Genomic DNA, 20241 nt, shown 5'->3' with positions numbered 1-20241 from the left:
GTGACCGGTGTGCACGGGGCGTGACCGGCCACGCCGCATCACTCTACTTGGGGGCGAAGCGCTGACCGGCGTCCAAACGGATGCACTGGCCGTTGAGCATCGGGTTCTCGACAATCGCGACGGCGAGCTTGGCGTACTCCTCCGGGCGGCCGAGTCGCCTCGGGAACGCGGCGTCTCTGGTCAGTTGCGTGGCGAACTCGTCGGGAATGCCCTGCGTCAAACCGGTCGCGAAGAGGCTGGGTGCGATGGCGAGCACGCGGATACCCATGCTGCCCAGGTCGCGAGCCATGGTCAGGGACATGCCCGCGATAGCGGCCTTCGACGCGGTGTACGCGACTTGACCGATCTGCCCCTCGAAGGCCGCGATCGAGGCGGTGTTGATGATGACGCCGCGTTCCTCGGCTTCGGCGTCGACCGGCTCGTTCTTGCTCATCTGCCATGCCGCGAGGCGGCTGACGTTGAACGTCCCGATCAGGTTGAGGTCCACGCTGGCGCGGAACGAGTCCAGGCTGTGCGGGCCGTTCTTGCTGATGGTGCGCTCACCGATACCGCCGCCGGCAGTGGTGACCGCAATGTGCAGACCGCCGAGGCCGGCGACCGCTCGCTCCAAGGCCTCCTCGGTGCCCGCGAAGTCGGTGACGTCGACCTCGAAGAACGAGCCCCCGATCTCGGCGGCTACGTCCTTGCCCTTGGACTGGGGTCGGTCCAGCACCGCGACGGTGGCGCCACGCTTGGCCAATGCCTCCGCCGTCGCCTTTCCGAAGCCCGACGCGCCACCGACGACGATGGCCTTCTTGCCTTCGATCTCCATCTAGCTCCCTTTCCAAAAATGACCGAATCCGTAAAGCAACCTATCTGATGGATCCCTTCCGGTAAGGCTTTCCGGTGCGGTTTGCAACCCGGACCCGGCCGTCATGGTTTCGTCAGCTCTGCCGGGCCTGGCCGCAGGTAGCTTGTGAATATGGCCGATCGCACTGCTCCCGTGCCGGCGCTGGCCGGTGTCGCGGCGGCAGCGGTGGCCCTTGGCGTCACCGGCTTGCTGGCGGTGCTGTTCGGGCCGGCATCCGACGCTCGCACGGCGGTCGGGTCCGCGGTCATCGACCTGACCCCTGGACCGGTCCGGGAGTGGGCCATCGCGACTTTCGGCACCGCCGACAAGCCGATGCTGACCGTTGCGGTGCTGGTCGTCATCGTCACGATCGCCGCGGTCGCCGCCACGTGGGAAACCGGCAGGGTTCCGGTGGGCAGCATCGCCATCGGGCTCGGCGGGGTCGCCGGATGCGCGGCCGTGCTGTCGCGGCCCGGTGCGAGTTGGCCGGCAGTGGTTCCGACCATCATCGGCACCCTGTGCGGGATCGCGGTGTTGCGCCTGCTGGTCTCGGAAGGCTTGCGCGACAAACCCGTCGGCGATGACGGTGTGGATCCCGGCCGGCGCCGTTCCCTGGTGACGCTCGGTCTGCTGACCGCCGGTGTGGTCAGCGGCGTGGCCGGGGTGGTGTTGTCCCGGCTGGCCTCCTCGGTCACCGAAGACCGTAGCGCCTTCACCGTGCCGCGACCGGCCCGCCCCGCCCCTGCCGTGCCACCCGCGGTACAGCCCGAAGGCGTTGCGGTGCCGTCGTTCATCACGCCGTCGGCACAGTTCTATCGGATCGACACCGCGCTGACCGTGCCACAACTCAGCCGCGACGACTGGCGCATGCGCATCCACGGCATGACCGACCGCGAAATCACCCTGCGCTGGGCCGATCTGGAGCGCTTCGAGGTGGTCGAGAAGATCGTGACCTTGACATGCGTGTCCAACCCGGTGGGCGGCAACCTGATCTCCAACGCCACCTGGACGGGTTACCGGGTGCGGGATCTGTTGGCCGCGGCCGGTGTTCACCCCGACGCCGATATGGTGTTGTCGACGTCGGTGGACGGTTTCACCGCGGGCACGCCGGTCGATGCACTCACCGACGGACGCGACGCGCTGCTCGCGATCGGGATGAACGGTGAGCCGCTGCCCACCGAGCACGGCTATCCGGCACGGCTGGTGGTGCCCGGACTCTACGGATACGTGTCGGCCACCAAGTGGGTGACCGATCTGGAACTCACCCGGTTCGACCGCGCGGAGGCGTACTGGACCAAGCTCGGCTGGTCGGCGCGCGGCCCGATCAAGACCGAGTCACGCGTCGACGTCCCACGCGGCGGCCAACGCGTCGGCCGCGGCCCGGTGCGGTTCGGCGGGGTGGCGTGGGCCCAGCACCGCGGCGTGAAGGCGGTCGAGGTTCGCATCGACGGGCCTGGGCGCCAAGGTGATTGGCAGCCTGCACAGCTGGGCGCCGCGTACTCCGACGACACCTGGCGCTTGTGGAGCCTCGACTGGATGGCCACCGACCCAGGTCCCCACACGATCACGGTGCGGGCCACCGACAACACCGGCACGGTCCAGACACCCGAGCTGGCCGACCCCGTTCCCGACGGGGCCAGCGGCTGGCACCGCGTGTCCTTCGACGTGACGTGATCCTCCCCACCCCCCTGCACCGCGAGCGTGCGCGTCCGTTGCCCGACACGCCGTGTTCAGTAGGCATTTCGCGCACGCTCAGCACAGTCGACCGCGCCAAAAATGCTTCGACGTCTCCGCCCCGGTCGAATACATTGTCGTGACATGACACCAGCACAACATTGGCGCGACACACTGCGCCGCGGGCTGATGTCGGCACGCAAGGCCCGCGACACCCCGCGCGTCGTCGCGTTGCGGTCGGCGCTCAGCGCGATCGACAACGCCGAAGCCCCCCAGGTCGCCGCGGTTGCGGCATATTCCGCAGGCCCCTTCGCCGCGTCGGTGCCGGGCCTGGGTGCCACCGAGGTCGCGCGGCTCGAGCTCTCCGACGCCGAGATTCGTCGCCTCATCGAATCCGAGGTCGACGAACGTCTGTCGGCCGCAGATGAATTCGTGGCCGCGGGCTATCACGTCCGGGCGGCCGAGCTGCGCTCGCAGGCCGCGGTGCTGGTGCAGACGCTCAAGAATGTCTGACCGTCGTGGCACGCTGAACGCATGCTGCTTGCCGAGGTCGTCGCCGCATCCACCGACGTGGCGGCGAGTTCGGGACGCCTGGCCAAAACCGAGCGCATCGCCACGCTGCTGAGCGCCGTCGCCGCCGCAGGCGATCCCGTCGCGGTCGTGGTCGCCTGGCTCTCCGGGGAGCTGCCGCAACGTCAGATCGGCGTCGGCTGGGCCGGGTTGCGGAACCTGCCTCCCCCGGCGGCCACCCCGACGCTGACCATCACCGACGTGGACAGCCGGCTCACGGCGATCGGTGCGGTCACCGGTAAGGGTTCACAAGGCCGCCGGGCCCAGCTCGTGGCCGACCTGTTCGGCGCCGCCACCGCCGGTGAACAGACCTTCCTGCGCCGCCTGCTCGGCGGCGAGTTGCGGCAGGGGGCACTGGCCGGCGTCATGGCAGACGCCGTCGCACGCTCGTCGGGCATTCCGGCGGCCGACGTGCGCCGCGCCGCCATGCTCGCCGGTGACCTGCCTGCCGTCGCGGCCGCGGCAGCCACCGGCGGCGTCACCGCGGTGCGGGCCTTTGGCCTGCAGGTGGGCCGCCCGATGGGGCCGATGCTGGCGCAGACCGCAAGCGATATCGACGAGGCCCTCGAAAGACTCGGCGGCACAGCCGTTCTGGAAACCAAACTGGACGGCGCGCGCGTGCAGATCCACCGCATCGGGTCCGACGTGTCCATCTACACCCGCAGCCTCGATGACGTCACCTCGCGCCTGCCGGAGGTCGTCGCGGCGACGCTCGCGCTCCCGGTCACCGACCTGATCGCCGATGCCGAGGCCATCGCGCTGCGTCCCGACGGCCGGCCGCATCGGTTCCAGGTCACCGCGTCTCGCTTCGGCCGCCGGAATCCGACCGACGAGGTGCCTCTTTCGGTGTTCTTCTTCGACCTGCTGCACGTCGACGGGCGCGATCTCCTCGACCTACCGACCCTCGAACGCCGCGCCGCACTCGATGCGATCGTCCCGGCCTCCCGGCGCGTCGACCACATCGTGACCGCCGACCCCGAGCAGGCTCACGAGTTCCTGGCGGCCACCCTGGCCGCCGGGCACGAAGGGGTGATGGCGAAAGCCACCGCAGCGCCGTACGAGGCGGGGCGCCGCGGCTCGGGCTGGCTCAAGGTCAAACCGGTACACACGCTGGATCTGGTGGTGCTCGCCGTGGAATGGGGCTCGGGCCGGCGCACCGGCAAGCTCTCCAACATTCATCTGGGCGCGCGTGATCCGGAAACAGGCGGGTTCGTGATGCTGGGCAAGACGTTCAAAGGGATGACCGACGCGATGCTTGCCTGGCAGACCGAACGCTTCACCGAACTCGCCGACGGTCCCATCGACGGGTACGTGGTGAAACTCCGGCCCGAGCAGGTCGTCGAGATCGCTTTCGACGGCGTTCAGGGCTCGTCACGGTATCCCGGTGGAATGGCGTTGCGGTTTGCCCGCGTGCTGCGTTACCGCGACGACAAATCGCCCGAGGAGGCCGACACCGTCGAGACTGTTCGAGCCCTGTACGAACCCTGAGGAGGGTTCCGCCACGCGAGTGCGGCGGCGATGAAAAGATCGGCCCATGGCCACACCCACCGCGTCCGACCGGATCGAGGAGACCGACGGCGACGTCACCTATATCCGCACCGACAAGGATCTGCCGCCGGTCGCAATAATTGATCGCCGCGGGATCACCACGCGGCACAAAATCGTCTTCGCAATCATCGCGCTCATCGGCGCCATCGCCTGGGCGGTGATCGCGTTCTTCCGCGGGGAGACCGTCAACGCCGTCTGGTTCGTGATCGCCGCGATCTGCACCTACGTCATCGGCTTCCGGTTCTACGCCCGGTTGATCGAGATGAAGATCGTCAAGCCCCGCGACGACAATGCCACTCCGGCCGAACTTTTCGAGAACGCCACCGACTATGTACCCACCGACCGCCGAGTGCTGTTCGGTCACCACTTCGCCGCCATCGCCGGGGCCGGCCCGCTGGTCGGCCCGGTGCTGGCCATGCAGATGGGCTACCTGCCCGGCACCATCTGGATCATCGTGGGCGCCGTGGTGGCGGGCTGTGTCCAGGACTATCTGGTGCTGGCCATCTCGGTTCGCCGGCGCGGCCGGTCGCTGGGCCAGATGGCGCGTGACGAGCTCGGTGCCATCGGCGGTGTCTCCGCCATCGTCGGCGTGCTGGTCATCATGGTGATCCTGCTGGCAGTCCTGGCGCTGGTGGTGGTCAACGCGTTGGCCGAAAGCCCGTGGGGCGTGTTCTCCATCGCGATGACCATTCCGATCGCCATCTTCATGGGCCTCTACCTGCGATTCCTGCGGCCCGGGCGGGTATCTGAAGTGTCGCTGATCGGCGTCGTGCTGCTGTTGCTCGCGGTGGTCTCGGGTGGTTGGGTCGCCGAAACCGACTGGGGCGCTGACTGGTTCACTCTGTCGAAGGTGACGCTTTCGTGGTGCATCATCATCTACGGTCTGGCCGCCTCGGTGCTGCCGGTGTGGCTGCTGCTGGCGCCCCGGGACTACCTCTCGACATTCATGAAGGTCGGCACCATCGCACTTCTGGCGCTCGGCATCCTCATCGCCCGGCCGGTGATGGAGGCGCCCGCCATCTCGCAGTTCGCCACCAGCGGTACCGGCCCGGTGTTCGCGGGATCGCTGTTCCCGTTCCTGTTCATCACCATCGCCTGCGGTGCGCTGTCGGGCTTCCACTCCCTCATCTCCTCGGGCACGACGCCGAAGTTGTTGGAGAAGGAAAGCCAGATGCGGCTCATCGGGTACGGCGGCATGCTCACCGAGTCGTTCGTTGCGATCATGGCGTTGATCACCGCGGCGATCATCAACCAGCATCTGTATTTCGCCATCAATGCGCCGTCGGCGCAGACCGGGACCACCGCGCAGACGGCGGCCACCTACGTCAACGGCCTTGGCCTGTCCGGTTCCCCGATCACCCCGGGCGAGATCACCGCGGCCGCCCAGGGTGTCGGGGAGGAGACGGTGGTCTCGAGGACCGGTGGCGCGCCGACCCTGGCATTCGGCATGTCCGAGGTGTTGCACCAGGTGTTCGGCGGGGCCGGGCTGAAAGCGTTCTGGTACCACTTCGCGATCATGTTCGAAGCCCTGTTCATCCTCACCACCGTCGACGCAGGTACGCGGGTGGCGCGCTTCATGCTCTCCGACGGCCTGAGCAACCTCGGTGGCCCGATGAAGAAGTTCCGCAACCCGAGCTGGCGGGTCGGTGCGTGGGCTTGCAGCATCATCGTGGTCGCGGCATGGGGGTCCATCCTGCTGATGGGCGTGACCGATCCGCTGGGCGGCATCAACACCCTGTTCCCGCTGTTCGGTATCGCCAACCAGCTGTTGGCCGCCATCGCGCTGACCGTCGCCACCGTCGTCGTGATCAAACGCGGGCTGGTGAAATGGGCCTGGATTCCGGGTGTACCGCTGATGTGGGATCTGGTCGTCACCATGACGGCGTCGTGGCAGAAGATCTTCTCCGGCGATCCGAAAGTGGGCTACTGGAAGCAGCATTCGCAGTACGTCGCGGCCAAGGAAGCCGGTAAGTCGACCTTCGGCGCGGCGAAGAACCCCGACCAGATCGACGCCGTCATCCGCAACACGTTCATCCAGGGCACACTCTCGGTGATCTTCGCGGTGCTCGTGCTCATCGTGTTCGTCGCGGGTGTGGTGATGGCGCTGCGAGCGCTGCGCGGCACGGGCCGACCGCTCACCGAGGACGACCCGGTGCCGTCGCGGATTTTCGCGCCGTCGGGCCTGATCCCGACTCACGTGGAGAAGGAGGTGCAGAAACAATGGGACGCCTTGCCGGGCGCGCACGCCGAGCCGCACACCAAATCGGTTGGTACGTCGCCACATTGATGGGTGACAACCACTATCGACGCTACGTCGAGCACCAGGCCCGCACACATCCCGGCGAGCCGGTGCTCACCGAGCGCGACTTCTGGAAGATGCGCCACCAGCACACCGAGGCCAACCCCGGCGCACGCTGCTGCTGACCCGGTTACGCCGACACTACGGTTTGTGGTGCGAAAAAGTGGTTTTCGCACCACAAACCGTAGTCTCGGCGCACTGTTGCCGCCGTAGGCTGGTGATATGACGCCGATCAGGGAGTTCTCGACGGCCGGCCTGCCGGCCGCCGAGCGGATCGAGCGCTGGGAACGGCACAATTCGACGTCGCTGATCGGATTGCAGTGCCGCACAATCGGCTCCGGTGCTCTCGACGCGCGCGAGGTCAATGTCGAACTGGGGACACTCGGGCTCGCGCGAGTGACCGCGGGTCCGCACATCGTCGAGCGCAGCAGCGCACACATCACCGCCTCGCCCGTCGATTCGATCGCCCTGTACTTCACTCTTTCCGGGGAGGCGTTCTTCTACCGCGACGACGGTGTGCGCACGCTGCGTCCCGGCCAAGTGCTGGCGACGGACGCCGATACACCCTTCGTCCGTGGGTTCTCCGGCGGGCTGGACGAACTCGTCGTCCGCGTCCCGCGTGCGGCCTTCACCGACCACACCGGCCTCACCGATCTCGACAGTCCGGTCGTCGCCGCTTTTGCCGGCGATCCGCAGGCCGACGCCCTGGCCCACCTGGTCGCTCGCGCGCTCAGTGCCGACGCGACAGCTCCCGCTGACGAGAACACCCTGATGGATCTGATCGCATTCATCGCGACCGGCGGGCGGCGTGCGGGTGCGTCGACGCATCTTGCCGCTGCAAAGGCGTTCATCGCGGCCCATCTGACCGATCCCCGCCTGGGTGCGGCGATGGTCGCGGCCGGCGTGGGGCTCAGTCCCCGGCAACTGTCCCGCGTGTTCGCCGATTCCGGTGGCAGCGTGCCGCAGTACATCCGGGAGCGCCGGCTCGACCGGGCCCATGCGCTGCTGATCGACACCGCTCGCCACCGCCTGCCGGTCGCGGACATCGCCGCACAATGCGGGTTCGGCTCGGCCGCACACTTCTCGACGGCCTTCGCCGCTCGGTTCGGCGCCGCACCGAGCGAGATCCGGCGCCGCCACTGACGCCGGTTCCCCGCTTTCGCGGATCGGCCATCGGTACCCGTTTCGGCCGCATCGGCGCCGGATCCTTCCGGTACGCCGTTGTGACGCAACACACTCGACGGGTCAGTGCAGCAGCGCAAAAGGAGCGTCAGCCATGCCCGAGTTCTCCGACGGACAATCGCAGACCCGACTGCCTCAGGGCGACGTCGTGGTCACCGACGTACTCATCGTCGGCTCCGGACCCGCGGGGTCGTCGGCGGCGTTGGCGCTGTCGACACTGGGAATCGACAACATCATGATCACCAAGTTCCGCTGGACGGCCAACACCCCGCGGGCGCACATCACCAACCAGCGGTCGATGGAGATCTTCCGTGACCTGGGCATCGCCGATCAGGTGCTCGCCGACGCAACCGATCATTCTCTGGTCGGTGACACCGTGTTCTGCACGTCGATCGCAGGCGAGGAGATCGGCCGGATCCGCACCTGGGGTACCGGTGCCGCCCGTGAGGCCGACTATCAGCTCGCATCGCCGTGCCTGACCGTCGACATCCCCCAGACCTACCTTGAGCCGATCCTGCTGCGCAACGCGACGGTCCGTGGGACGCAGACGCGGTTCTCCACCGAGTATCTGTCGCACTGCCAGGACGACGAAGGTGTCGACGTCGCCGTCCGCGATCGGCTGACCGGCCGCGAGTACACGATCCGAGCCCGGTATCTCATCGGCGCCGACGGGGCGCGGTCGAAGATCGCCGCCGACATCGGGCTGCCGTTCGAAGGCCGCATGGACATCGCGGGGTCGATGAACATCACCTTCAAGGCCGACATCGCCCAGTACGTCGGACACCGGCCGTCGGTGCTGTACTGGGTGGTCCAGCCCGGCGCGAACGTCGGCGGTATCGGCGCGGGACTGGTCCGCATGGTTCGCCCGTGGAACGAGTGGCTCATCGTCTGGGGCTACGACATCGACCAGCCTGCGCCAGAACTCGATGATGCCGCCGCAGTGAAGATCGTGCGAGACCTGCTGGGGATGCCCGATATCGACGTCGAGATCACCGGTAAGTCGTTGTGGGGCAAAAACGAGATGTACGCGACACGGCTGCAGCAGGGCCGCGTGTTCTGCGCGGGCGACGCGATCCACCGGCACCCGCCGAGCAACGGGCTGGGCTCAAACACCTCGGTCCAGGACGCCTACAATCTGGCGTGGAAGCTGGCCGCGGTTCTGCGCGGACAGGCCGACGCGTCGCTGTTGGAGACCTACACCACCGAGCGCGCGCCGGTTGCCGAGCGGATCGTCAAGCGCGCCAACAAGTCCAGTCGCGAGTTCAGGCATTTCTTCGATGCGCTCGGAGTGACCGCCGCCAAGGACGCCACCGAGATGGCCGCAGCGATCGAGGAGCGCAAGGCGAATACGCCTGCGGGAGCGGCCAAACGCGCCGCGCTGGTGGAGGCGATGGATCTCAAGAACTACGAATTCAACGCACACGGAGTCGAACTCGGACAGTTCTATGAATCCACGGCCGTGGTGTCCGATGGTCCGGCTCCCATCGGCGATCGCGATCCCGATCTGTATTACGTACCGTCGACCGTGCCGGGAGCTCACCTGCCGCATGCGTGGGTGGGCAACCATCGGGAGAAGTTCGCGCTCATGGATCTGGCGCCGTACCACCGTTTCACCCTGCTGACAGGTGTCGCGGGTGAGGCGTGGCAAGCCGCGGCCGCTGACGTCGCCACTTCCCTTGGCGTCGACGTCGAAACCGTCGTGATCGGCCCGGGTCGCGAGATAACCGATCTCTACTACGACTGGGCCAAGTTGCGCGAAGTCGATGAATCCGGCGCTCTGTTGATTCGCCCCGACAAGCACATCGCGTGGCGGTCGCAGACGCTGCCCGACGATCCGGCGAGTGCACTCAAGAGCGCCCTGTCAACGGTGCTGGGACGCTGACATGGACTTCAGCCACGACACCCTCCCGCAGCGCGTCACCTTTGCCCGTGCAGGCGCCGCCGCGGCGGTGGCTTCCGAGATCGCCCGGCTCGACGCGGAGCGGGTGATGCTCATCGCCGGCGAATCAGCGGCTCAGCCGGCCGATCGCATCAGTGAGCTGATCCCGATCGCTGTGCGGCACAGCGACATCGTGATGCATGTGCCTGTAGACGCCGCCGACCGGGCCCGCGCCGCTGCCGCCGACCACGACGCCGATGCGATCGTCTGCATCGGCGGGGGTTCCGCGACGGGACTGGCCAAGGCCGTCGCGTTGACCACCGGACTGCCGATCGTCGCGGTCCCCACGACATATGCGGGGTCCGAGGCGACGCCGGTCTGGGGACTCACCGATAACAGACATAAAACCACGGGTATCGACGTGGCGGTCCTGCCGCGGGCAGTGGTCTACGACGCCACGCTACTCGCGTCCTTACAGACCGATCTGGCCGTCGCGTCCGGACTCAACGCGCTCGCCCACTGCATCGACGCCATGTGGGCACCACATGCTGATCCGATCGATCGCGCATTGGCCGGTGAAGGCATCCGGGCGCTGGCCTCGGGACTACCCCGGGTTGCCTCCGCCGGACTCGCCGGGATCGAAGAGACGCTCTACGGCGCCTATCTCGCGGCAACGGCATTCGCCTCAGCGGGTTCCGGCATGCACCACAAGATCTGTCACGTGCTGGGCGGAATGTTCAATCTGCCTCATGCACAGACACATTCGGTGGTGCTGCCGCATGTCCTTGCCTTCAACGCGCCGAACGCGGTCGACGCCGCCAACCGCATCGCCACCGCGTTCGGCAGCGACACGGCCTCAATTGGTCTGGCGCAGCTGCGCGCAGCCGTCGACGCTCCGCGGGCACTGAGCGACTACGGCCTGGCCGAGTCCGACCTACCAGCAGCCGTCGAGGCGATCCTCCCGGTGATCCCTTCGAACAATCCCACGCCGGTAACCCCAGAGAACCTCGCCGCACTCCTGCACGCGGCCTGGAAAGGAGACGAACCCCGATGACACTCTCAGCCAAGCAGCAGCTTCGTGAGCAGGACCTCGTCGACCAGGTCGTGGCGTCGTTCGCGGCGACCCCGGACCCACGGCTGCGCGAGCTGATGGGGGCGGTGGTGCGCCACCTGCACGCGTTCCTGCGCGAGGTACGTCTCACCGAGGCCGAATGGAGCACCGCGATCGAATTCCTCACGGCCGTCGGGCACATCACCGACGACCGCCGGCAGGAATTCATCCTCCTGTCAGACACTCTCGGAGCCTCGATGCAGACCATTGCGATGAACAATGAGGCCTATGCGAATGCTACGGAGGCAACGGTTTTCGGTCCATTCTTCGTCGACGACTCACCGCAGATTCCCACGGGCGGCGACATAGCGGCCGGAGCATCGGGCGAGCCGTGCTACGTGGAAGGCACCGTGAGAGATACCTGCGGAGGCCCGATTCCCGGAGCGCGACTAGAGGTTTGGGAAGCCGACGACAAGGGCTTCTACGACGTGCAATACGGCGACGACCGTACTGCAGGCAGGGCTCACCTGTTCACCGAGGCGGACGGCTCCTTCCGGTTCTGGGGGATCACCCCGACGCCGTATCCCATACCGCACGACGGCCCGGTGGGCGCGATGCTCGCCGCGACCGGCCGATCTCCGATGCGTGCGGCACACCTACATTTCATGGTGACTGCGCCCGGTCATCGCACTCTGGTCACGCACATCTTCGTGCGCGGGGACAGCTACATCGACCGCGACAGTGTGTTCGGCGTGAAAGAGTCGCTCATCACCGACTTCATGCCACAACCCGCGGGCACGGCCACACCCGACGGCCGCGCCGTCGACGGATCGTGGTCGCGTGCACGATTCGACATCGTGCTGGCGCCTGGAGACTGATCCCCCAGACCCGGTTACGCCGACACTACGGTTTGTGGTGCGAAAACCGCTTTTTCGCACCACAAACCGTAGCCTCGGGCCACGCGCTAAACTGTTGCCATTACGGTAAGCCAGTCGTGGACGGAGCGTGCCCGTGAACAAAGACGACATGATCTTGATCAGCGTCGACGACCACATCGTCGAGCCGCCGGACATGTTCAAAAACCACCTGCCCCAGAAGTACGTCGACGAGGCCCCGCGCCTTGTGCACAACCCTGACGGCTCCGACACCTGGCAGTTCCGCGACATCGTCATCCCCAACGTGGCCCTCAACGCGGTCGCAGGCCGGCCGAAGGAGGAATACGGCCTTGAGCCTCCCATACTTCCTGGAGCGCGTGGACCGCACCTACGAGATGCACTCGACGTGGACCCACCAGAACTTCGGCGGCAAGCTGCCCAGCGAGGTGTTCCGCGAGGTGTTCCGCGAGCACTTCCTCACCTGCTTCATCTCCGACCCGGTCGGGGTCACGCTGCGCGACAAGATCGGCATCGACAACATCGCGTGGGAAGCCGACTACCCGCACAGTGACTCGATGTGGCCTGGAGCGCCCGAGGAGCTGTGGGATGTGCTCACCGAGAACAATGTGCCCGACGCCGACATCAACAAGATGACCCACGAGAACGCCATGCGGTGGTACTCGTTCGACCCGTTCAGCCACGTCACGCGCGACCACGCGACGGTCGGGGCACTGCGCAAATCCGCTGAGGGGCACGATGTTTCGATCAGAGCGCTCAGCCATCACCAGCAGGGCACCCGCGGGGACGCGCTGCACGCCGCCGCGCGGGGCAACTCGGGGTCGAGCTAACGGTGCTCGCGTGAACATCGAACCACCCCACGGATATCACACGGTCACACCGCGCATCGTGGTCACGGATGTCGTTGCCGCTGTGGAGTTTCTGCGGACGGTCTTCGGCGCCACCGGCGAGGTTCATCCCGGCAGACCCGCCGAGATGCGCAAAGGCGACTCTTTGATCATGGTCAGCGCGGCCGGCGAGCGTGAGGCGTTCCCGGCGTTTCTCTACGTGTATGTCGACGACGCCGACCGCGTCTACCACCGGGCGCTCGCCGCAGGTGCGACCAGCATGGAAGCCCCGCTCGACACGCCGTACGGCGACCGACGCGCGATGGTTTCCGACCCGTGTGGCAACGTCTTTCAGATCGCCCATCGCCGCGCCGGCTGAGCGTCCGCGGGCTGCCACTACGTCAGCGTGTAGCGGACGGGTAGGTGCTTGAGCCCGCCGACGAATGTGGTGGCGGTGTGCTGGGGTGAACCGGCCAGCTCGATCGATTTCAGCCGCGGGATCAGTTCGCTGAAAAAGCTGTTGATCTCCATGCGGGCCAACGCCGCGCCAAGACAGAAGTGCACACCGTAGCCGAACGCCACGTGCTTGTTGGGGTCACGGCCGGGGATGCCCCGGTCGATCTTGACCGGGCCGGCGAGCACATCGTTCGTCCGCAGCCCGCCCACCCGATCGACGCTACAGTAAGCTATTCAGTATGGTCAACGGGGCTAGGCTACAAGCCGACCGTCGGTTCGAGGAGCGGAGACCAGCATGACCCATGCTCACGAGTGGAAGGTGTCCCTCGAGAACCTCGACCGCCGCAGGCAGAACTCGTATGCCATGGGTGGTCCCGAGCGGCTGGCCAAACACCGCGGCCAGGGCAAGCTGGACGCCCGAGCCCGGTTGGCACACCTACTGGATCCCGGGACCTTCCAGGAGTTCGGCACCTTGGTGGGCGGCGACATCGCCGCCGACGGCATCGTGACCGGCTCGGGCATGATCACCGGCACCCCGGTGATGGTCGGCGCGGAGGATTTCACCACGTACGCCGGCAGCATCGGTCCAGGCGGCAACGCCAAGCGCTACCGGCTGGCCGAATTGGCTCTGCGCAACAAGATTCCACTTGTGATGCTGTTGGAGGGCGCGGGATTCCGCGCCGCAGCGGGCGAGCACTATGGCCGGACGCCGACGGATCTCATTGCCCAGGCACGGTGTTCGGGGCACGTCCCGACGATCTCGGCAGTACTCGGCGCGTCCGCCGGGCACGGCGCCCTCGTCGCCCCGGTGTGTGACTTCACCATCATGAGCCCGCAGGGCGCGATCTTCACCGCGGGACCGCCGGTCGTCAAAGAGTCCACCGGAGAAGACATTACGAAGGAGGAGCTCGGCGGGCCCGCCGTCGCGCTCGCCAGCGGGGTGATCCACAACTTCGGCGCCAACGACGAGGCCGTGCTCGACGACATCCGCCGGTACCTCTCTTATTTCCCGCCGAGCGCGTGGTCCTATCCCCCGACCGCCGGGCCCGACGATTCCGCAGGACCCCGCGCGACACCTGAATTGCTCGACATCGTCTCGCGCGACAACCGCAAGATCTACAACATGCGCGCGGTGCTCGACGCGGTGTTCGACCGGACCGACTGGTTTGAGGTGCAACCGGAGTTCGGCCGCGCGATCATCTGTGCACTGGCACATCTGGGCGGGCACCCGGTCGCCGTGGTCGCCAACCAACCACAGGTGCTGGCAGGCTCTGTCGACGCCGACGCCGCCGACAAAGCCGCGCATTTCATCACCGTGGCCGATTCGTTCCACCTGCCGATCGTGTTCCTCGCCGACAACCCCGGCATGCTGCCGGGTAGCCGCTCGGAACGCGCAGGCGTATTGCGCAGCGGAGCGCGGATGTTCGCCGCTCAGACCACCGCGACGACGCTCAAGCTCCATGTGACGCTGCGCAAGGCATTCGGTTTCGGCTCGATGGTGATGTCGCTGTTGGGTTTCGACGGACAAGGAGCGACATTCGCTTACCCCGGGGCGACGATGGGCGCGATGGGTGCGGCGGCGCTGAGCCGGGCGTCGCATGCCGGTGGAGACGTCGCCGAGGTACTCAAGCAGATGGAGCTGGAGGCGTCCTACCGGTCGGCCGGCCATCTCGGGTTCGACGAGCTCATCGCTCCCGACGAAACTCGCAACGCACTGCTCGCCGCACTGCAGCAGGGCATCTACAGCAGGCAGAGCGCACCCGAGCCGGTGTCACGGACCCTGATCATGCCGTGACACCGGCGCGGCCGTCAGCGGTCGAGGGGGTTACGCCGCGCGACGATCAGCGGATCGGCCGGGGTGAACGGGAATTCGGGCAGGTCGTCGATGTGGGTGTTGAATACCGCGGCCAGCACCTCACGCGAGTAGAGGCTGGCCGAGGTGCGGTAGCCGATATCGGCCGGGGTGGGCTGATCGAAGAAGATCAGAAAGTGCAAGTCTGGTGAATCGACGACCTCGATGTGATGCGGGTAAGCCCGCGGAACGAAGTACACGTCGCCGCGCTGCAGCAGCCAGGTGTCCAGTGTCCCGTCCGGATCCATCACGGTCATCCTTGCCGAACCGCTTTGCACATAACCCATTTCCGCGGTGACCGGATGCCAGTGCGGTTCCCGCATGCCGTCTTCCCGCACCCGCAGCGAGTACATCGACAGGTCTTTCAGCGCCGGCCAGAACTGGACCCGCGCCGTGCGGGCCGAGCCGACGGCCGAGACCACGGGTGGCGTCATGGCCTCGACCGCGAACTTGTGCGGGTCGGGGTAACCGGCGGTATCGGGCACCGTCGCGTCACCGACCCGTCCGGCCAGTTTGCGATCGACGGTGTCGCGGCGGAGCGCCGCGAAGTCCGAGGCGTCCAGGTCGTAGGTGTTGCCCAGCACCGCATCGGTCATGGCGCCGAACGCCGCACCCAAGGCGAAGTCCTCGAGCCGTTCGTGGCGGAAGGTGACGATGAACTCAGCCGGTTCGGTGCCGATGTTCTCGATGTGGTGCAGTGAACCGGAGTCGGCATGGAACATCTCGCCTGCGCTGACCGTGAAGGCGGCGAACTTGTTTCCGGTGTCCAGCACCGACACGAGCGCAGAACCCGAAACGCAGTACGTCAATTCGTTGGCGTTGGCGTGCCAGTGCGGCGTGCGCATCGCTCCGGGGTTGATCACCAATCGCTTGATCGACATGCCGCGCAGGATCGGGAAGCTGTCGGCGGTCACTCGCCGGATCGAGCCATAGTCGTTTTCTTCCACGACCTCCCCGTCGAGCAGGGACGTGGCGTGTGCGCTCCGGGTGGTTGATCGGGTCAGGGAGATGGTCATCTCGCGCCTCCTTCGGTGCTCCGGTGTTCCGCCTTGTACTTTGGTCGACCGGGAGCCTGGCGTCGTCACGGCTAACCGGACACCTGTACCCCTGCCAGCAGGCATTGGGTCGGATCTACTGACAGCAGTTCGGATCGAGCACTACGCACAGTGCCTGCAGAGCCTCAGGTTTCACGCGGTGAAAGACGTTCATTCCGCGGCGATCCGAGACCACCAGGCCTGCCTTGCGGAGTTGACCGAGGTGGTGACTGACGGTGGATTCGCTCAAGTCCAGCGCAGTGGCCAATACCCCGCTGATCTCTTCACCGGCCGCGGAGCTGAACAGGTACGAGAGGATCTTTACCCGCGCCGGGTCGGCGATTGCCTTGAGCCGCATCGCAACTGCCAGCGCATCTTCGTCGCTGATCGGCCCCGCGGCCACCGGGGCGCAGCACACCGGCGCGGACATGTCGATCACGGGCAGCGCCTTGGGCATGCACCCATACTCGCACCGATATTGACATATATCAAAAAGGTGGCAGGCTGAGCTCTGACGCACTAGTTCGATATATGTCTCATCAACCCCTGGAGGATCACATGTCACGGCTCCAGTTGGCACTCAACGTCGATAACCTCGACGAGGCGATCACGTTCTACAGCAAGCTGTTTGGCATTGCCCCAGCGAAAGTGAAGCCGGGATATGCCAACTTCGCGGTGTCCGAGCCGCCGTTGAAGCTGGTGTTGCTGGAAAACCCCGGCCAGGGCGGGACCATCAACCACCTCGGTGTGGAGGTGTCCTCCAGCGAGCAGGTGCACGCCGAAATCGCCCGGCTGACCGATGAAGGCTTGTTCACCGACGAGGAGATCGGCACCACGTGTTGTTTCGCCACTCAGGACAAGGTCTGGGTGACGGGGCCCGCCGGCGAGAAGTGGGAGGTCTACACCGTGCTGGCAGACTCGGACACCTTCGGCGCCGCCGACGCTGAGCCTCGTGACGACAACGACGCCGCGGGCGGCGTGTGCTGTACCGGCACGGCCCCCGACCCGGCGCAGCCCAAGCAGCGATCACTTGACGGCGACTTCGATAGGCATCAATATTGACGGATGTCGAAATCATCTCGTTCGGCCGATGACGCGTGCTGCCCGCCGGGGGCACTGCTACGTGAACCCCTCTCGGCCGCGGCGGCCACGGACATGGCCACCAAGCTCAAGGCCCTCGCCGATCCGGTGCGGTTGCAGTTGTTCTCGGCGGTTGCCAGCCACGCCGGAGGCGAAGCCTGTGTGTGCGATATCTCCGCCGGGGTCGAAGTCTCCCAACCGACCATCAGCCATCACCTGCGGGTGTTGCGCGACGCCGGCTTGTTGACCTCGCAGCGGCGCGCATCCTGGGTGTATTACGCCGTGGTGCCCGATGCACTGGCAAGTCTGGCAGTGCTGCTGGGTGCTACTTCGGCTCAGATGTCGGCATGACCCACACCGCGTCCACGCCGGCGGTGGTGGGCAAACTCTCTGCCCTGGATCGATTGCTACCGGTATGGATCGGTGCGGCGATGGTCACCGGGTTGCTGCTCGGCCGGTGGGTTACCGGCCTCAACACCGCACTGGAAAGGGTTCAGGTCGACGGGATCTCGCTGCCCATCGCGCTGGGCTTGTTGATCATGATGTATCCGGTGCTGGCCAAGGTCCGCTACGACCGCCTTGTCACCGTCACCGGCGACCGCGCACTCATGCTGTCCTCGTTGCTGCTGAACTGGCTCGTCGGCCCCGCGTTGATGTTCGCCCTCGCCTGGCTCCTGTTGCCTGACCTTCCCGACTACCGCACCGGGCTGATCATCGTCGGGCTGGCCCGCTGCATCGCCATGGTCATCATCTGGAACGACCTTGCTTGCGGTGACCGCGAGGCCGCCGCAGTGCTGGTCGCGCTCAATTCGATCTTCCAGGTCATCATGTTCGCGGTGCTGAGCTGGTTCTATCTGTCCGTCCTGCCCGGATGGCTGCACCTACCGCAGACGAACATCACCACCTCGCCCTGGCAGATCGCGAAATCGGTGCTCATCTTCCTCGGCATACCTCTCCTGGCGGGCTACCTGTCGCGCCGCATCGGCGAGCAGCGCAAGGGTCGACGGTGGTACGAGACGCAGTTCCTACCCCGCATCGGGCCGTGGGCACTCTATGGCCTGCTGTTCACCATCGTGATTCTCTTTGCCCTGCAAGGTGATCAGATCACCAACCGGCCCTGGGATGTCGCGCGCATCGCGCTGCCGCTATTGGCCTACTTCGCCATCATGTGGAGCGGAGGCAATGTGCTCGGCATGGTGTTGGGTCTTGGTTACGAACGCACCACCACCTTGGCCTTCACCGCAGCAGGCAACAACTTCGAACTTGCCATCGCCGTGGCGATCGCCACCTATGGCGCCACATCGGGCCAGGCTCTCGCCGGGGTCGTCGGACCGCTGATCGAGGTCCCGGTGCTCGTCGCTCTGGTCTACGTCTCATTGGCGTTGCGGCGGCACTACTCGCAAGGACCCAACGCCGCGAACGGAAGAAGAATCCCATGACTGACGCCGCCGTACCGACTGTGTTGTTCCTCTGCACCCACAACGCGGGTCGCTCGCAGATGGCTCTCGGGTACTTCACGCGGTACGCGGGCGACAACGCGGTCGCCTGGTCGGGCGGCTCCGAACCCGGCGACGAGATCAACCCGGCCGCCATCGCTGTGATGGCCGAGGTCGGCATCGACATCACCGGCGAATACCCGAAACCGTGGACCGATGACATGGTTCGCGCCGCCGACGTCGTCGTCACCATGGGCTGCGGCGACACCTGCCCGGTGTTCCCCGGAAAACGTTACGAGAACTGGGAACTTCCCGATCCTGCCGGCCAGGGCGTCGACGCCGTCCGACCGATCCGCGACCAGATCGACCGTCGCGTGCGCCAGTTACTGGCCGAACTGGACGTGGCCGTCGGGATCGAATAGTGGTTCAGGCATGGCAGACTCGGGCCGCGCGGCCGATCGCTGAGTTCAGTCAGGCAAGGACCGTCAGGCAACCTGGCACAACTCGTAGGCATCGTCGACGCATTCGGCGAGGCTGCGAGTGGTGTCGATGCGACTGCGCCCACCTCGTCAGGACCGGTACTCGGTGACGATCGGCTCGAGTTCGTCCGGGGTGGCCCCGTGCATGATCACCGCGTCGGCACCGTAATCGAACTCCTTGCGGATCCGGTTCACGCACTGCTGGGCGGTACCGGTCGCAGAAGGTTCGAGCCATTCGTCGGGGATCAGCGTCGCGATGTGTTCTATCTGCTGGGCACTGGCCTTGTGATCGATCCCTCCTGGGATGGAGGTCACTACCGCGTCGGCCCGGAACCGTTGCAGCACAGCTGGATCCCATCCGTTGGTGCTCACCAGCAGGTCGCCGTAGCCCTGCAGGTAGGTGGCCAGTCGCGCGACGGTCTTCTTCAGCCGCAGTTCCTCGGGCAGGTGATCACCGACTGTGGCGAAGCAGGACCACACCCGCACGGTGGCGGGATCGCGGCCGACCTGCTCGGCGGCGTCCTTGACGGTCTTCACGGCGCGTTGCACCGTCTCCGGTGTGAAGTAGGTATGCAGGATGACGTCGTCGAATGCCCGCCCGCCAAGGGCCAGTGTCTGTGGGCCGAACGCGACGAGCGCCAGCCGGATATCCTCGTCGAAGTCCTGGTCGAGGAACAACACCGGGTATTTCCCGATCGGGCCGTCGTGGTTGAAGATCATCTCGCCGTGCCAGAGCCGCCGCATCACTGCGGCGAAATCCTCCATCTGGGCAGTTGTCACGGCCGGAACCCCGAACGCGTTGTACATCGCCGCGATGCCACGGCCGATGCCCAGCGTGAACCTGCCTCGCGAGAGGCGGTGCATCGTGGTGGCCCATGATCCGGTGATCAGTGGATGGCGGGTGTTGTGATTCGTTGCCGCGGTGGCGATCTGCATCCGTTCGGTGACGGCGCACGCCGCGCCGACGAGCGACGACGCTTCCTTGACATTCCACCGTTCGGAGATGAACGCGGTACCGAAGCCGAGTTGCTCGCCGCGGCGCGCCTCGTCCATCAGCGTGGCAGGTCCTTCCCCGCCGGCTCCGGCCAACAGGTAGTAGCCCAGCTCATCGAGCACACGGTCGCTCACATCCAAACCCCTCGCTGGTAGCCG

General features: G+C 66.3%; 17 protein-coding genes and 3 pseudogenes. 15 read left to right on the top strand and 5 right to left on the bottom strand.

Going from position 1 to position 20241, the window contains the following annotated elements:
- Positions 1-43 precede the first annotated feature (43 nt).
- Positions 44-811 carry an SDR family NAD(P)-dependent oxidoreductase gene (locus BST13_RS21000; RefSeq protein WP_083165947.1) on the bottom strand — a complete coding sequence of 256 codons (768 nt, stop codon included), beginning with the start codon at positions 809-811 and terminating at the stop codon, positions 44-46.
- A gap of 150 nt (positions 812-961) precedes the next feature.
- Between BST13_RS21000 and BST13_RS20995 the strand changes: the two genes are divergently transcribed.
- From BST13_RS20995 to BST13_RS20945, 11 genes and pseudogenes are all read left to right on the top strand, one after another.
- The gene (locus tag BST13_RS20995; protein WP_083165946.1) at positions 962-2503 is read left to right on the top strand and encodes a molybdopterin-dependent oxidoreductase; all 1542 of its coding nucleotides are present in this window, start codon (positions 962-964) and stop codon (positions 2501-2503) included.
- A gap of 144 nt (positions 2504-2647) precedes the next feature.
- Positions 2648-3016 carry a GatB/YqeY domain-containing protein gene (locus BST13_RS20990; RefSeq protein WP_083165945.1) on the top strand — a complete coding sequence of 123 codons (369 nt, stop codon included), beginning with the start codon at positions 2648-2650 and terminating at the stop codon, positions 3014-3016.
- A gap of 21 nt (positions 3017-3037) precedes the next feature.
- A complete protein-coding gene (locus tag BST13_RS20985; protein WP_083165944.1) occupies positions 3038-4561 on the top strand; it encodes an ATP-dependent DNA ligase in 1524 nt (507 codons plus the stop codon).
- A gap of 46 nt (positions 4562-4607) precedes the next feature.
- Positions 4608-6908 (top strand): carbon starvation CstA family protein, encoded by a 2301-nt coding sequence (locus tag BST13_RS20980; protein WP_083165943.1) that lies wholly within the window; start codon positions 4608-4610, stop codon positions 6906-6908.
- Entirely contained in the window at positions 6908-7045 is a 138-nt protein-coding gene (locus BST13_RS20975; RefSeq protein ID WP_425437032.1) for a YbdD/YjiX family protein, read from the top strand. The genes BST13_RS20980 and BST13_RS20975 overlap by 1 nt, the downstream gene beginning before the upstream one ends.
- A gap of 97 nt (positions 7046-7142) precedes the next feature.
- Positions 7143-8063: a helix-turn-helix domain-containing protein gene (locus BST13_RS20970; RefSeq protein ID WP_083165941.1), complete on the top strand. Its 921-nt coding sequence runs from the start codon at positions 7143-7145 to the stop codon at positions 8061-8063.
- 133 nt (positions 8064-8196) lie between these two features.
- Positions 8197-9984 carry an FAD-dependent oxidoreductase gene (locus BST13_RS20965; protein WP_083165940.1) on the top strand — a complete coding sequence of 596 codons (1788 nt, stop codon included), beginning with the start codon at positions 8197-8199 and terminating at the stop codon, positions 9982-9984.
- 1 nt (position 9985) lies between these two features.
- Entirely contained in the window at positions 9986-11035 is a 1050-nt protein-coding gene (locus BST13_RS20960) for a maleylacetate reductase (RefSeq protein WP_083165939.1), read from the top strand.
- Complete coding sequence (locus BST13_RS20955) at positions 11032-11910, top strand: intradiol ring-cleavage dioxygenase (RefSeq protein WP_083165938.1); 879 nt, start codon at positions 11032-11034, stop codon at positions 11908-11910. Before BST13_RS20960 ends, BST13_RS20955 begins: the two co-directional genes overlap by 4 nt.
- A 353-nt stretch (positions 11911-12263) precedes the next feature.
- A pseudogene (locus tag BST13_RS20950) lies at positions 12264-12755 on the top strand (amidohydrolase family protein); the annotation flags it as partial.
- A gap of 10 nt (positions 12756-12765) precedes the next feature.
- A complete protein-coding gene (locus tag BST13_RS20945) occupies positions 12766-13131 on the top strand; it encodes a VOC family protein (RefSeq protein WP_245839755.1) in 366 nt (121 codons plus the stop codon).
- A 17-nt stretch (positions 13132-13148) separates the two neighbouring features.
- Here the strand turns inward: BST13_RS20945 and BST13_RS20940 are convergent.
- Positions 13149-13358 (bottom strand): annotated as a pseudogene (locus BST13_RS20940) (cytochrome P450); the annotation flags it as partial.
- Positions 13359-13503: 145 nt separating this feature from the next.
- Here BST13_RS20940 and BST13_RS20935 point away from each other — a divergent pair.
- On the top strand, positions 13504-15003 hold the full coding sequence (locus tag BST13_RS20935; protein WP_083165937.1) for an acyl-CoA carboxylase subunit beta: 1500 nt from the start codon (positions 13504-13506) through the stop codon (positions 15001-15003).
- 14 nt (positions 15004-15017) lie between these two features.
- Here the strand turns inward: BST13_RS20935 and BST13_RS20930 are convergent, their stop codons facing one another.
- Together BST13_RS20930 and BST13_RS20925 are read right to left on the bottom strand one after the other, a co-directional pair.
- Complete coding sequence (locus tag BST13_RS20930) at positions 15018-16076, bottom strand: cupin domain-containing protein (RefSeq protein WP_083165936.1); 1059 nt, start codon at positions 16074-16076, stop codon at positions 15018-15020.
- Positions 16077-16191: 115 nt separating this feature from the next.
- Positions 16192-16551, bottom strand: a complete 360-nt coding sequence (locus tag BST13_RS20925; protein WP_083165935.1) for an Rv2640c family ArsR-like transcriptional regulator — start codon at positions 16549-16551, stop codon at positions 16192-16194.
- Positions 16552-16652: 101 nt separating this feature from the next.
- On the opposite strand from BST13_RS20925, the gene BST13_RS20920 reads away from it, so the two are divergent.
- From BST13_RS20920 to arsB, 3 genes and pseudogenes are all read left to right on the top strand, one after another.
- Positions 16653-17156: an ArsI/CadI family heavy metal resistance metalloenzyme gene (locus BST13_RS20920; RefSeq protein ID WP_083165934.1), complete on the top strand. Its 504-nt coding sequence runs from the start codon at positions 16653-16655 to the stop codon at positions 17154-17156.
- A 3-nt stretch (positions 17157-17159) separates the two neighbouring features.
- A complete protein-coding gene (locus BST13_RS20915) occupies positions 17160-17525 on the top strand; it encodes an ArsR/SmtB family transcription factor (protein WP_083165933.1) in 366 nt (121 codons plus the stop codon).
- Positions 17522-19032, top strand: a pseudogene (gene arsB / locus BST13_RS20910) (ACR3 family arsenite efflux transporter). Before BST13_RS20915 ends, arsB begins: the two are co-directional and overlap by 4 nt.
- Before the next feature lie 147 nt (positions 19033-19179).
- On the opposite strand, the gene BST13_RS20900 reads toward arsB, so the two are convergent.
- Entirely contained in the window at positions 19180-20217 is a 1038-nt protein-coding gene (locus BST13_RS20900; protein ID WP_083165930.1) for a TIGR03857 family LLM class F420-dependent oxidoreductase, read from the bottom strand.
- Positions 20218-20241 lie beyond the last annotated feature (24 nt).

This window comes from Mycobacterium aquaticum, assembly GCF_002086485.1.
In the GTDB taxonomy this organism is placed as follows: Bacteria; Actinomycetota; Actinomycetes; order Mycobacteriales; family Mycobacteriaceae; genus Mycobacterium; species Mycobacterium aquaticum.
Note: the sequence above shows the minus strand (reverse complement) of the source record. Positions and strands in the feature narration are given on the sequence as shown.